The organism is Promicromonospora sp. Populi (assembly GCF_041081105.1).
GTDB lineage: Bacteria > Actinomycetota > Actinomycetes > Actinomycetales > Cellulomonadaceae > Promicromonospora.
Window position 1 is genome coordinate 2,495,113 of sequence record NZ_CP163528.1, and the last position, 13,469, is coordinate 2,508,581.

Annotated in this window: 11 protein-coding genes; 7 read left to right on the forward strand and 4 right to left on the reverse strand. The window is 70.0% G+C overall.

The window, feature by feature from the left end; genetic code table 11:
• Positions 1-145: 145 nt before the first annotated feature.
• Entirely contained in the window at positions 146-979 is an 834-nt protein-coding gene (locus tag AB1046_RS11405; RefSeq protein ID WP_369375353.1) for a phosphotransferase, read from the forward strand.
• A gap of 95 nt (positions 980-1,074) precedes the next feature.
• Positions 1,075-1,662, forward strand: a complete 588-nt coding sequence (locus tag AB1046_RS11410) for an AAA family ATPase (protein ID WP_369375355.1) — start codon at positions 1,075-1,077, stop codon at positions 1,660-1,662.
• A 101-nt stretch (positions 1,663-1,763) separates the two neighbouring features.
• On the opposite strand, the gene AB1046_RS11415 is transcribed toward AB1046_RS11410, so the two are convergent.
• Positions 1,764-2,312, reverse strand: coding sequence for a CGNR zinc finger domain-containing protein (locus AB1046_RS11415; RefSeq protein ID WP_369375357.1), 549 nt, complete (start codon positions 2,310-2,312; stop codon positions 1,764-1,766).
• A 39-nt stretch (positions 2,313-2,351) separates the two neighbouring features.
• Between AB1046_RS11415 and AB1046_RS11420 the strand changes: the two genes are divergently transcribed.
• The gene (locus AB1046_RS11420; RefSeq protein ID WP_369375359.1) at positions 2,352-3,572 is read left to right on the forward strand and encodes a DMT family transporter; all 1,221 of its coding nucleotides are present in this window, start codon (positions 2,352-2,354) and stop codon (positions 3,570-3,572) included.
• Between the two features lie 342 nt (positions 3,573-3,914).
• Here the strand turns inward: AB1046_RS11420 and AB1046_RS11425 are convergent, their stop codons facing one another.
• Positions 3,915-5,594, reverse strand: coding sequence for a DUF222 domain-containing protein (locus AB1046_RS11425; RefSeq protein ID WP_369375361.1), 1,680 nt, complete (start codon positions 5,592-5,594; stop codon positions 3,915-3,917).
• A 382-nt stretch (positions 5,595-5,976) separates the two neighbouring features.
• Here AB1046_RS11425 and AB1046_RS11430 point away from each other — a divergent pair, with 382 nt between their 5' ends.
• Positions 5,977-8,889, forward strand: a complete 2,913-nt coding sequence (locus tag AB1046_RS11430; protein WP_369375363.1) for a DEAD/DEAH box helicase — start codon at positions 5,977-5,979, stop codon at positions 8,887-8,889.
• Positions 8,890-9,047: 158 nt separating this feature from the next.
• Positions 9,048-10,376 (forward strand): hypothetical protein, encoded by a 1,329-nt coding sequence (locus AB1046_RS11435; protein WP_369375365.1) that lies wholly within the window; start codon positions 9,048-9,050, stop codon positions 10,374-10,376.
• Between the two features lie 4 nt (positions 10,377-10,380).
• On the opposite strand, the gene AB1046_RS11440 is transcribed toward AB1046_RS11435, so the two are convergent.
• Positions 10,381-11,136 carry a TSUP family transporter gene (locus AB1046_RS11440; RefSeq protein ID WP_369375367.1) on the reverse strand — a complete coding sequence of 252 codons (756 nt, stop codon included), beginning with the start codon at positions 11,134-11,136 and terminating at the stop codon, positions 10,381-10,383.
• A gap of 182 nt (positions 11,137-11,318) precedes the next feature.
• On the opposite strand from AB1046_RS11440, the gene ybaK reads away from it, so the two are divergent.
• The gene (gene ybaK / locus AB1046_RS11445) at positions 11,319-11,843 is read left to right on the forward strand and encodes a Cys-tRNA(Pro) deacylase (protein ID WP_369375369.1); all 525 of its coding nucleotides are present in this window, start codon (positions 11,319-11,321) and stop codon (positions 11,841-11,843) included.
• 127 nt (positions 11,844-11,970) lie between these two features.
• On the opposite strand, the gene AB1046_RS11450 is transcribed toward ybaK, so the two are convergent.
• A complete protein-coding gene (locus tag AB1046_RS11450) occupies positions 11,971-12,381 on the reverse strand; it encodes a YccF domain-containing protein (RefSeq protein WP_369375371.1) in 411 nt (136 codons plus the stop codon).
• 196 nt (positions 12,382-12,577) lie between these two features.
• Between AB1046_RS11450 and AB1046_RS11455 the strand changes: the two genes are divergently transcribed.
• Positions 12,578-13,402, forward strand: a complete 825-nt coding sequence (locus AB1046_RS11455) for a YggS family pyridoxal phosphate-dependent enzyme (RefSeq protein WP_369375373.1) — start codon at positions 12,578-12,580, stop codon at positions 13,400-13,402.
• The last annotated feature ends 67 nt before the right edge of the window (positions 13,403-13,469 follow it).

Genomic DNA, 13,469 nt, shown 5'->3' on the forward strand with positions numbered 1-13,469 from the left:
TCACGCGGGACCCGCGTACATCGTTCGGAGGAGATCCTGCCGTGCAGGCAGGCACCCAGGTGGGTGTGGAGGTAGGTGGACGGGGCGCGGGCCAAGGGCCGGAAATGACGTCGTTTCGCGCAGCCGAACCTGACAACCTAGCCCTATGACCATCCCCACCGGCGCAGTCCCCGTGCCCGACGCCGTGCGCGAGCTCGCCGGCAATGCGCTTGTGACGCCGGTGTGGACCAACGAGCTGGGCGGGTTGACGTTCCGGGTCGATCCGTCCGACGAACCGGTACCCGATCCGAGCGCGGCGCCAGGCCCAGGTGGAGCGGCAAGGCAAAGCCCCTTCTTCGTGAAATGGGCACCTCGCACGGACCGGTCGGTGGCCGAGGGTATCGACCTCGCCGACGAGGCCGCCCGGATGCGCTGGGCGGCGCAGTACACGCCGGTACCGCAGGTGCTCGAAGCCGGTGCCGACGAGAACGCCGAGTGGCTGGCGACGGTCGCGATCGAGGCGCGCTCCGCCGTCGACCCGCGCTGGCTGGCTGATCCCGAGACTGCGGCCAGCGCGATCGGATCCGGACTGCGGGCGCTGCACGATGCACTGCCCATCGACAGGTGCCCCTGGACCTGGAGCGTCAGCGACCGGATCACGGGCGCCGAGCTACGAGCGGCACGCGGCCACGCGGCCGACGGCTGGGCGGTGGAGACGCGTGCCCGCCTCCTCGAGACCCCGGACCACGACAGGCTCGTCGTCTGCCACGGCGACGCCTGTGCCCCCAACACCCTGCTCGACGACGACGGCCGCTGGGCCGCGCACGTCGACCTCGGCGCGCTCGGCGTCGCCGACCGGTGGGCCGACCTCGCTATCGCGACGTACAGCCTGGACTGGAACTACGGCCCTGGGTACGAGCACCTGGTCTATGAGGCCTACGGGATCGACGAAGATCCCGAGCGCGTCGCGTACTACCGGCTCCTGTGGGACCTGGGATGACCGGTCAGAACGAGACCAGCACGAACGGGACCAGCACTAACGGAACCGGCACGAACGGAACCGGCACGAACCAAGCCGGCAGGAACGGAACTGACATGAACCAAGCTGACATGAGCCGGGCTGACATGAATGCTGCACCAGGACTGCTGGTCGTGACCGGGCCACCTGGCTCTGGAAAGTCCACCGTGTCCGAGGCACTCGCCGACCGCTGGGAACCAAGCGTCCTCGTGGAGGGTGACGCGTTCTTCGCGTTCCTGCGTCGCGGGAGCATCGCACCCTGGCTGCCCGAGTCGCACACCCAGAACGACACGACGATCCGTGCGGCGGCCGCAGCTGCCGGGCGCTTCGCCGCGGGTGGCATGACGGTGGTGTACGACGGCGTGGTCGGCCCGTGGTTCCTGCCCGCCTTCGCTGCCCTGGCCGGAATCGACGTGATCGACTACGTGGTGATCCTGCCGCCGGTCGAGACCTGCCTGGATCGGGTCGCGACGCGCACCGGCCACGGCTTCACCGACCTCGATGCCGCTCGGCACATGCACGACGACTTCGTGCGGGCGACGGCGCCGGGCTCGAACCCGCCCGGCGTCGTGCTGACCGACCTGCCGGACGACGTCGCCGGGGTGACCGACACGATCCTCGCGGCGGTGGCGTCCGGGCGGGCCCGCTACAAGGTTGACGGCTGAACGGTCGGCGGCTGAACAGTCAACGGCTGAACAGTCAACGGCTGAACAGTCGGTCGCTGAACAGTCGGTCGCTGAACAGTCGGTCGCTGAACAGTCGGCGGCTACACAGTCGCCGGTTGATCCGCGCGTCGAGCCCGATGGGCCGCCTGGGCATTGCGGTTGCTGCACGTCGTCGAGCAGTAGCGGCGTGACCGGTTGCGGGAGAGGTCCAGGACGATCCCCTCGCAGTCGCTGTCGGCGCACAGGGCAAGGCGTGAGAGCTCGTCCTCCCGGATGACGTCGATCATCGCCATCGCCGTCTCCACCAGGATGCGGGTGGCAAGCGGCGCGTCGGCCGGGACGGCGTGGATGTGCCAGTCGACGGGCGGGTGGCGGACGAGCTGGGGTACCGCGCCGGCGTTGGCCAGCATGCCGTTCACCAGGACCGCAGCCGAGTCCCGGTCGGCGGTGAGCAGCTCTCGCAAGCTCGGCTGCAGCGCGAGCACCTCGTGCAGCTCGGGCTCCGTCCGGTCGTGCCGTCCCGTGTAGTTCTGTTCGACGAAGAACGCGTCGAGGTCCCGCACCGTAGCTATCGAGACCGGCGGTTCGCCCGCGTTCACCAGTGTCACGGCAGCCTGGAGCGATTCCTCGGTGTCATGAGCAAAAACCATGTTGACACATTACTCCATGGTCCCCTAGCGTCATTGGTCATGAGCATCGTGACACCTGACACCAGCCGGCCAGGCGTCGTCGACGTCGGTCGGCAACAGCGTGGACAGCGCAGCCAGACCAGCACACGAGGGTTCGGCCCTGCCAAGTCGCCGTCCGCGCGCCGTCTCTCCGCAGGCCTGGTGCTCGCCGCCGTCTCCGCCGCGACGTTCAGCCTCTCCGGGGTGTTTGCGTCCGGGCTGCTCGACACGGGCTGGAGCCCCGGCGCGATGGTTCTCGCGCGGGTCGCGATCGCGGCGGTCGTGGTGCTCCCGCTCGGCATCGTGTCGCTGCGTGGTGACTGGCGCCCCGTTCGCCGCAATCTCGGGCTCATCGCCATCTACGGAGCGGTCTCCGTCGCAGGCTGCCAGTTCGCCTACTTCTCCGCCGTCCAGTACATGTCGATCGGCCCGGCTCTGCTCATCGAGTACACCGCGCCGGCGGTAGTGGTGCTCTGGTTCTGGTTGCGGCACGGCCAACGCCCGACCAGGGCGACCATCATGGGCACGCTGCTCGCCGCCGTCGGGCTGGTGCTCGTCCTGGAGCTGTTCTCCGGCGCTCCGGGGACAGCCTCCGTCAACCCTGTCGGGGTCGGCTGGGCCCTGGTCGCGATGCTCGGGGTCTCGACATACTTCGTCATCAACGCCAACGTCGACACGGGCCTGCCGCCGCTCGCCCTTGCTGCCGGAGGTCTGACGACCGCCACTCTGGCGCTGGGGCTGCTCGGCGTGACTGGACTCATGCCGCTGGAGTACAGCTCTGCACCGCCGGTCTATGCGGGCACCGCGGTGCCCTGGTGGCTACCGGTGCTTGGCCTCGGTGTGGTGACCGCTGCACTCGCCTACGTCACCGGGATCGGCGCGGGCCGTCTCCTGGGTCCTCGGTTGTCCTCCTTCGTCGGGCTGTTCGAGGTCGTCTCCGCGATCGGGTTCGCCTGGCTGCTTCTCGGCGAGCTGCCCCGGACGATCCAGCTCGTCGGCGGCGTCTTGATCCTTGCCGGCGTGATCGCTGTCCAGGCCGGCGAGAAGCGAGTGAAGGAAGGACCGGCAAGCGGCGAGCCAGTGAACGAGGTGGTGGTCGACGAACTGGTGGTCGACGAGGCGCGGGCGCTCGAAGACCGGATCATCGAAGAACCGGGTCTCCAAGAACCAGCGATCGAGGAACCGGTCACCGAGGGATCGGCCACAGACGCGCCTTCCGTCGAAGAACGGCCTCTGCCCTAAGCGTGCCGCCCGGGCGGATCACCTGGCCCGAATGAGCACGCCCGCAGTCCGCCCAACGCACAGTCCCACCGACGCACATCCGCCCAACACGCAGTCCGCCCAACGCACGGTCCAACCAGCGCACGGGCCGGCCAACGCACGGTCCAACCGGCGCACGGGCCGACCGACGGACCGGCGGACCGACCGACCGACCGACCGACCGTCCGTGGTCGGCGGTCCGCTCGGCCACCGGCCCGAGCCGACTGACCAGTCCATTCGGCCTGCCCCAAAGCGGCCGGCGCGCCAAGCCCCAGGCCCTCGACCTTCGGCGTGCGATCCGCTCGATCTCAGACCACGCGACAGTCAGCCTGCCCAGTCCGGCGGTGCAACCGTGCCGGACCGGACCACAGCCTCGGTCTGCCAGCCAGGCTGGGCGATCGGCCGGCCGTGTCGGTCCGTGAACGCCCACCCTCCGACCCGTTCGCGCCACCGCATGGTGATGCCGGTCGTATCGACCAGGTCATGGTGGTGGTAGCAGAGCAGCGCGCTGTTGGCCACGGAGGTCTCGCCGCCGTCAGCCCAGTGCCGGATCGCGTGGTGAACCTCGCACCGTGATGGCGGCTGATCGCAACCCGGGTACACGCAGTGCCGGTCCCGGGCGATCACGGCTCTGCGCATCTGCCCGGTCACCGTTCGGTGCGCCCTGCCGACGTCGAGCACCGAACCCTCCGGACCGAACACCACCCGGGTGATGGCGCTGTCGCACGCCAGGCGGCGGAACAGGCTCCGCGGAAGCACGCTGTCCCGCCCGTTCCCGGTCAACGTCGGCGGGACCGACCCGAATGCAGCCCCGGCTCGGACGGGCGCAGACCCGGTGCCGGCACCCGCGCCTCCGCCCGCACCCGCGCCTAGGCCTCCGCCCGCCCCTCCACCTCCACCTCCACCGGCACCGGCACCGGCACCGGCACCGGCGGAATCGCGATCGTTCGTGCCACCGACGAGCCGGTCCATCTCGCTCAGCGATACCAAGACGGTGATCTGCGGTCGCACCGCGGCACCAGAACCGGTCCGACCGTTGTCGAGCGCCGTGCGTGCGAGGTCGGCGAGCGCCTGAGCCCGCCGCTGGGTCGCCGTCCGGTCGTCACCCGGGGTGGGCTTGCCCATCACCGACTCGAGAGCTGTGCTCAGCGCGTGACCGTGCTCGTCGGTGAGGAACCCTCGGACATGGAAGCCGTCCAGGGTCTTGGCGAGCTCAAGGTGCTCGCGCTCCTTGGCGAACCGGTATCCCCGCTCGTCGGCGTCGGGGTCGGCCTGGTCGGCGAACCGGTCCACAATCCGCCGGAAGCCGTCCGGGGTGTTCAGGTCGATGTGGGTGAGCAGCAGCTCCTCCCGCGTCATCACGTCGCCCTTCGGCCCGTCGCCCTCGCCCTCGCCCTCACCGGCTCCAGTCTCGGCCTCGGCCTCGGCCTCAGGCTCGGGCTCGCCGTCCCCGGGCTCGCCGCTCCCGATCACCTCGAGCTCGGTCACACCGGGGTCCACCAGGACCTCCTCGCTCAGTGCCTCGGCGCGCGCCTCAGAAGTCGGAGCCTTGTCGATCATCGCGCGCAGCTGCTCCGGCCCTACCCGACCGGCGAGCGCACCCGCCAGCGTTGCCGGCAGATACGCGGCGAGCCGACGACCGGCCTTCACGTCCCTGCTCGCGGTCCCGTACCGCACTCCCTCGCGCCGGGACAGCCAGGCCGGGAACGTTCGGGACCCGTCTGTGGCCCACAGGCCGTGCACCTCGATCCTCGGCAACCAGGACACTCGCAGGACATCGAGACGGTGCACCGCCTGACGCAAGACGGGCGACAGCATCGTCAGCCGATCTGCCACCGCGCCGACGCCAGCACCAACGCTCTCCAGCGCATCAAGCGCTCCCGGGCCCGCTACCGCCACCAGCTCGTCCACGACTCGCTCGAGGTCGGCTACGACGTCGGCCACCGCACGCGGGGCACCGGACGCTTCACCCGCAGGCTGCGGCATCTCGATCACCACAACCATCACCTCCCCTCGCCTGGTCACATCGCACTCGGGCGCCTCCGCACAGGAGACCCCACACAAGCCCGCCAGCTCAGGCCCGCCCGCTAGGGCGCACCCGCTCAGGCACACCCGCCTTGGCCCAACCCACCTTGGCCCCCACAATATGGAACAACCGTCCGCACGGAAGCCATAACTTCAGATCTGTGCACAACACTTCAGAGAGGCAACCTGTGGTCGAGCTCTCTCGGCGTCATGACGGCACGAGGGTCTCGAACCCGAGCCGCCTGACCCGACTAGCCCCACCTCACCCCGAACACCTCAACCGAACGCCTCACCCCAACACCCACCCGAAGCCCGCCGACCCGACAGCGCCCTTCACCCGCCTGCAAGAATGGGCAGCATCATGACCGCGCCCTCTTCGACGACCTCCACGCCATCCGCAGCCCCCTCGACAGCTCCCTCAACCGCCGGCCAGCCCGGCTCGGCGTCGGGCAACCCGAAGCCCGCCGGGACGCTGATCCCATACCTGCCCGCACCGACGGGCAAGGACCCCGATCCCGATGTCCTGTTCGAGAGCTTCAGCGAGTGGGCCGCCGCAGGCGGGCGGACGCTCTACCCGCACCAGGAGGAGGCGCTCCTGGAGGTCATGACGGGCTCCCATGTGGTGCTTGCGACCCCTACCGGCTCCGGAAAGTCAATGGTCGCCATGGGGGCGCAGTTTGCCGCCCTGGCGGCCCACCGGTCAGGACGGGGCGGCCGCACCTACTACACGGCCCCGCTGAAGGCGCTGGTCAGCGAGAAGTTCTTCGACCTGGTGGCGGCGTTCGGCTCGAAGAACGTCGGCATGATGACCGGCGACTCCGCGGTCAACCCGGACGCCCCGATCATCTGCTGCACCGCTGAGATCCTCGCCAACGTCGCGCTCCGCCGCGGCAGCAGTGCCACCAGCGACAGCAGTGCCACCAGCGACAGCAGCACGAGCACCACCAGCAGCAGCGACACCCCCGATGACGCCATCTCGCAGGTAGTCATGGACGAGTTCCACTACTACGGCGACCCGCAGCGCGGCTGGGCCTGGCAGGTGCCGCTGCTGGAGCTCAAGGACACGCAGTTCATCCTCATGAGCGCCACGCTCGGCGACACGACCCTCCTCCGCGAGGACATCGAGGAGCGCACGGGCCGACCCGTCGCCGAGGTAGCGGACGCCGAGCGCCCGGTGCCGCTCACCTTCTCCTACGTGATCGAACCGCTCACGGACGTCATCCAGGAGCTCGTGACGACCCATCGCGCCCCGGTGTACGTGGTCCACTTCACGCAGAAGGACGCCGTCGACCGCGCGCAGTCGATGCTGTCGATGAACGTGTCGAGCAAGTCCGAGAAGGAGGCCATCATCGCGGAGATGGGCGCCTTCCGGTTCGGCACCGGGTTCGGCAAGACGCTCAGCAAGTTCCTCCGGCACGGCGTCGGCGTCCACCACGCCGGGATGCTGCCCAAGTACCGCCGCCTCGTGGAGCGCCTCACCCAGAAGGGCCTGCTCAAGGTCGTGTGCGGCACGGACACCCTGGGCGTGGGCATCAACGTGCCGATCCGCACGGTCCTGTTGACCAGCCTCGTGAAGTTCGACGGCGAACGCATGCGACACCTCAGCGCGCGCGAGTTCCACCAGATCGCCGGGCGCGCGGGCCGTGCCGGGTACGACACGGTGGGCGAGGTGCTCGTCATGGCGCCTGAGCACGTCATCGAGAACCGCAAGATCCTGGCGAAGGCCGGCGACGACCCGAAGAAGCTCAAGAAGATCGTGCGTAAGAAGGCACCGTCCGGCTCCGTGAACTGGACCGACGCCACCTTCGAGCGCCTGCGCGACGCCGATCCCGAGCAGCTCGTCTCCCAGTTCCGCGTGAATCACGCGATGGTGCTCAACGTCCTGGCCCGGGCAGGCACCGGCGGCCGGTCCGGCACGGGAGACGACCCGATCGACGCCATGCGCCACCTCCTGACTGCGAACCACGACACCGAGACGCAGCAGGCCGAGCATGTGCGCCAGGCGTTCCGTATCTACCGGTCGCTGCGGCTCGCGGGTGTCGTCGAGAAGGTCCGGGTCCCAAGCACAGGCTCAGACGGCGCAAGGTCCGACGGCGCAGGGTCCGACGGCGCAAGCCTCCGCCCGTCGGCCCGCCTCATGGTCGACCTCCCCCGCGACTTCGCACTGAACCAGCCCCTGTCCCCGTTCGCCCTGGCGGCCATGGATCTGCTCGACGTCGAGAGCGCGACGCACCCGCTCGACGTCGTCTCCGTCATCGAGGCGACCCTCGACGATCCCCGCCAGGTACTCATGGGGCAGCAGAACAAGGCGCGCGGCGAGGCCGTCGCCGCGATGAAGGCCGAGGGGATCGAGTACGAGGAGCGCATGGAGCTCCTCGAAGCGGTGACCTGGCCCAAGCCGCTGGCCGACCTCCTGGAGCCGGCGTTCCAGACCTACCGCCGCACCAACCCGTGGGTGGCGGACGCCGAGCTCTCCCCCAAGTCCGTGGTCCGCGACATGGTCGAGAAGGCCATGACGTTCGCCGAGATCGTGAGCGTGTACGGGCTGGAGCGCACCGAGGGCGTGGTGCTGCGCTACCTTGCCGACGCCTACCGCGCCGTGCGCCAGGTGGTCCCCGACGAGCACCGCACCGAAGAGGTGCAGGAGATCATCGAGTGGCTCGGCGAGCTAGTGCGTGGCGTGGACTCGTCGTTGCTCGACGAGTGGGAACGCTTGGCGAACCCAGTGGACGATGATGCAGACCTCGTGACGGACGGCGAGCTGGCCGACGCCGGGGCCGAGGCCCCCGTCAGGCCGGTCACCGGCAACCCGCGCGCGTTCCGCCGCCTGGTCCGCAACGCGATGTTCCGCCGCGTCGAGCTGGCCGCACGCGAGTCCTACGGGGCGCTGGCCGCGCTGGGCGGCGGCTGGGACGCCGACGCCTGGGGCGACGCCCTGGACCCGCTGTTCGAGGAGCAGGGCGACGACGCCATCGGGATCGGACCGGAGGCGCGGTCCGCCGCGCTGCTGACGATCCTCGAGTCAGGCGCGGAGCTGCCCGGCCGCGCGAACGACAGCGCGAACGACAGCGCGAACAGCGCAAGCGACGGTGAGCAAGCCAGCGACCACGACGGCACGACCGGCCGCGTCGCGACCGGGACCTGGTGGGTGCGACAAGTGCTCGACGACGCCGACCGCAATCACGACTGGGCCATCACCGCGCAGATCGACCTGGCGGCCAGCGACGAGGCGGGCGAGGTCGTGCTGACGGTGGTCGCCGTCGGGCAGATCTGACAAGCAGACCTGACGGGCAGGCCTGACCGGGCAGATTCGACCACCCAACTGCGAGGTTTGCGAACTATTTACCTTAAAGCGGTCTTGACTTAGACTCCTGCTATTAGAGTCCCGGTCAGCAGTGCCGCGCGGGCACTGCTGTGGACACAGGAGTGCCAATGACGACGCACCTGCCAAGCCCCGACCGCCACCTCCGCCACCTCACCCCGCTCTTCACCGCCGGCCTCAGCGCGTTCAGCCTGCTCGCCGCCCTCGTGCTCACCGCAACCCCGGCGTCTGCAGCACCGGCGCCCGCCGCACCAGCCTCCACAGCACCAATCTCCACAGCACCCTTAGCCGCCGACGGCCCCGGCGTCGGGACACCGTGGGTCGTGACCCTCGGCGACTCGTACATCTCCGGAGAGGCCGGCCGCTGGGCCGGCGCCTCCAACAGCGACTACCAGCGCGCGGACGCCCTCGGGCCGACCGCCTACTTCGACAACCCCAGCGGCACCGGCGAGACCATAGAACGCTGCCATCGCGCGTCCTCCGCCGAGGCCTACATCGGCGGCGGCGTGAACGGCCTCAACCTCGCCTGCAGCGGTGCCCGCACCGCCACCGCGACCGGCACGAACTTCAAGCCCGGCATCGACTTCTACAACGGCTCGGCGGGCCAGGGTCAGGCGCTCGCGCTCCAACAGGCCGCCACCTCAAGGAACGTCCGCATGGTCGTGGTCTCGATCGGCGGGAACGACTTCGAGTTCGCGAGCGTCGTCCAGACCTGCGTGGTCAACTTCCTGACCTCGCCGACCTGGTGGAAGAACTACTGCCACGACGACAGCTCGGTCACGGCCAACTTCACCGCCGCGAACGTAGCCGCCATCCGGTCCCGGGTGGCGGGGACGCTCCGCAACGTGGCGACCGCGATGAGCAACGCCGGGTACAGCACCTCGCAGTGGACGCTCGTGGTCCAGACCTACCCGTCGCCCGTGCCGAACGGCTCCGGGTTCCGGTACTCCGAGTCCGGATACACGCGCCAGTCCACGGGCGGGTGCGGCCTCTGGAACCAGGACGCCGACTGGGCCAACTCCACGGCCCTGCCCACCATCAACGGTGCGCTGCTCGGCGCCGCGTCCGACGTCGGGATGCCGAACGTCCGCACCCTCGACATGACGCACGCGTTCGACGGCAGGCGGCTGTGCGAGACCGGCGTCGGGCTGTACGAGGAGGTGGGCCTGCCCAACTGGCAGTCGGCAGGCGCGGTCAACCGGACCGAATGGGTCAACCAGATCCGGACGGTCACCACGATCGGCGACTCGCCGTACTTCGTCCAGGAGTCGCTGCACCCCAGCTACTGGGGGCAGCTTGCGATGCGCAACTGCCTGCGCCAGGTCTGGAACGCCGGCAGCCCGCGTAGCGGAAGCTGCTCGGTCGGCAACCTCGGGGTGGCCGAGCTGACGCCGTCGGGCGAGCCTGCGATGGTCCTGGGGCCGCTCGCCAAGGGCTGACCAGTCAGCCGGCCAGCCCGAGCAGCCCCCGGCCCAGCGTCGCGAACCCACCCACATAGGCGAGCGCCACGAGCACCTTGCGCGTGGCGCTCGCCGACACCCGCCCGACGAGCAGCTCGCCCAGCCCGATGGACGCAACCAGCGCGACGAAGACCGCCACCCACTCCCAGACGGCGAAAGCCGGGAAGGTGGCGTCCGCCACCAAGAGCTTCGCCGCCATCGCCGCGAGCGCGTTGGTCAGGAAGATCGGCTGGGCGGTGGCCGCGAACGCCCGCGGGTCCCAGCGGTCGAGCACGGAGTACACGGCGATGGGCGGGCCCCCGATCCCGGCCGCGACACTGCCGAACCCGGCCGCCGCACCCGTGATGAGCAGCGGCAGCCGCGCCTCCGGCGCGAAGGGGCGCCGCGGCCCGCGCAGACGCGCGGTGACCAGGGCGAGCGTCATGGCAAGCACGATGATGCCGCCGACGCCGATCTCCAGGGCGGACGCGCTCGCGTCGCGGATGAGCAGCGCCGCCGGAACGCTGACCAGGATCGACGCCGACACGAGCCACCCGTAACGACGCCAGTCGACGCTGCGGATCGTGCGCCCGAGCACAAGCAGCGCCATCATCGCGCCCACGAGGTTGACGAACAGGACACCCTCGATCGGGCCGATGAGGAGCACGATGAACGGCCCGGCGACGAGCCCGAAGCCCATCCCCGCCACACGTTGCAGAGAGCCACCTACGAGGATGGCGAAGATCAGGAGCACGAGCACGGCTCCTACGCTAACCGCGGAGTTTCCGACCGGGTTCTACGGGCTTCAGTTCTACGGGTTTCAGCCCGCACGGTCCGACGACGGCGGTGGCTCGCGCGCGAGTTCCGTGCGCGAGTTCCGGGCGCGAAATCCGGGCGCGAAATCCGGGCGCCTTCGCGTCCCCGAAGCGGCAGAATCGCGTCGTGACCAGAAACGCGGAGAAGAGATCCGAGAAGAGAGCTTCGCGTGTGACCGGCGGGACCCCCGCGGTCGTGTCGCTCGAGAAGGCGGGCGTACCGCACACGCTGCACCCGTACGAGCACGACCCCGCGAGCGACCTCAGCTACGGCATGGAGGCGGCAGAGGCCATCGGCGTCGACGCGCCGCAGGTGTTCAAGACGCTCCTGGCCGACGTCGACGGGAAGCTCGTGGTCGGTATCGTCCCGGTGGACCGCAAGCTGGACCTCAAGGCCCTGGCCCGCGCCGCAGGCGGCAAGAAGGCGTCCATGGCCGAGCCCGCGGCGGCCGAGCGGGCTACCGGCTACGTGGTGGGTGGCATCTCGCCACTCGGGCAGAAGACGCGGCACACCACTGTGCTGGACGAGTCCGCCGAGCTGTACGACGTGGTCTACGTCTCCGGGGGCCGGCGCGGGCTCGACGTGGGCCTCGCGCCGGCCGACCTGCTGCGCCTGACCGGCGGGACGACGGCGCCGATCGCGCGCGACTGAGCCGCCGGACCAAGCCCTGCCGGACCAAGCCGCATTCGACCGGGCGCCGGCGGATCAAGCCGCATCCGACCGGGCGCCGCCGGATCTAGCGGCGCCCGATCAGGCCGAACCAATCAGGCCGAACCGATCAGGCCGCGACCTGCTTGCGGTAGGTCGGCAGCAGGGCGTCGCTGGGCACGATCTGCTTGCCGAGCGGCATGAGCGAGACCGGGATCAGCTTGAGGTTCGCCCAGGCCATGGGGATACCGATGATCGAGATGACCAGCGGGATCGCGGTGATGATGTGCCCCAGGGCGAGCCACCAGCCGGCGACGATCACCCAGATCACGTTGCCGATCAGGGCGAACACACCGGAGCGCGGGCTCTCGACGACCTCGCGCCCGAACGGCCACAGGGCGTACCCCGCGATGCGGAAGGAGGCGACGCCGAACGGGATGGTGACGATGAGCAGGCAGCAGATGATCCCCGCGAGCATGTATCCGAGCCACAGCCCGAACCCCGCGAAGATGACCCAGATGATGTTCAGCAGCGTCTTCATGGACCCCATCCTTCCGTAGTGCGGCCCGTCCGCGGAACCGGGTTACCCCCTGAAACCGACCCTGAGTCCGAACCTGAGACACGGCCAGAGACACACCCGGAGGCACAGCTGAAACACGGCCCGAGACAGCAGCTGCGACAGGGCCCGGGACGGCGAATGAGACAGCGCCCGCCACCCACCGAAATAGACTCACCCCGTGCCCGACCAGCCCCAGCCCGCATCCGGTTCGATCGCCGACCGTCTCGCCGCCGTCCGCGGGCGCATCACCAAGGCGGCCGACGCCGCGGGGCGCAACCCGGACGAGGTGCGGCTGCTGGTCGCGACGAAGACGCAGACGGCAGACGCCGTGCTCGAGGTGCTCGCCGCGGGCGTCGATCTGATCGGCGAGAACCGCGTGCAGGAGCTCGTCGCGAAGGCACCCGCCGTGGCCGACCGCGTGGCGGACGGCACGTTGCAGGTCCACATGATCGGGCACCTGCAGCGCAACAAGATCAACCAGGTGCTGGCCACGGCCACGGGCCTGGAGACGCTCGACTCACTGGACCTCGCGCAGGCGATCTCGGACCGCTGCGTGCGCGACGGCCGCACCGGCCCCCGCGCCCTGGACGTGATGGTGCAGGTCAACGTGACGGGTGAAGCGACCAAGTCCGGCATCGAGCCCGACGACGCCGTCGCGCTCGCCACCGCCGTCGCCGCACTGCCTGGCCTGCGCCTGACCGGGTTGATGACGATCGGCGCCCACCTTGCCGACGACGCGCAGCCGGGCGAGTCCGGCGAACACGGCGACTCGAGAGGGGGCAACTCGAGAGAAGGCGACTCAAGAGAGGACACTGTCCGCGCCGGGTTCGCCCGGCTGCGCGGCGTCCGCGACGAGGTCCTCGCGTCGGACGCGCCAGGGACGGGCTCGGCGACCGAGCTCTCCATGGGCATGACCGGCGACCTGGAGCTAGCGATCGCCGAGGGCGCGACAGTGGTGCGGGTCGGCACGGCGGTCTTCGGCCCGCGCCCCGCACCCGCGTGACCGAGCCCCGCCTGACCGAGCCCCACGTGACTGCCGCCACTGTTTGACCCAGGTCACAGACGTGCGG

Bases quoted from the DNA above. Each gene is read 5' to 3' on its own strand.
- AB1046_RS11405 (WP_369375353.1), top strand. From the start codon at position 146: ATGACCATCCCCACCGGCGCAGTCCCCGTGCCCGACGCCGTGCGCGAG.
- AB1046_RS11410 (WP_369375355.1), top strand. From the start codon at position 1,075: ATGAACCAAGCTGACATGAGCCGGGCTGACATGAATGCTGCACCAGGA.
- AB1046_RS11415 (WP_369375357.1), bottom strand. From the start codon at position 2,312: ATGGTTTTTGCTCATGACACCGAGGAATCGCTCCAGGCTGCCGTGACA.
- AB1046_RS11420 (WP_369375359.1), top strand. From the start codon at position 2,352: ATGAGCATCGTGACACCTGACACCAGCCGGCCAGGCGTCGTCGACGTC.
- AB1046_RS11425 (WP_369375361.1), bottom strand. From the start codon at position 5,594: ATGGTTGTGGTGATCGAGATGCCGCAGCCTGCGGGTGAAGCGTCCGGT.
- AB1046_RS11430 (WP_369375363.1), top strand. From the start codon at position 5,977: ATGACCGCGCCCTCTTCGACGACCTCCACGCCATCCGCAGCCCCCTCG.
- AB1046_RS11435 (WP_369375365.1), top strand. From the start codon at position 9,048: ATGACGACGCACCTGCCAAGCCCCGACCGCCACCTCCGCCACCTCACC.
- AB1046_RS11450 (WP_369375371.1), bottom strand. From the start codon at position 12,381: ATGAAGACGCTGCTGAACATCATCTGGGTCATCTTCGCGGGGTTCGGG.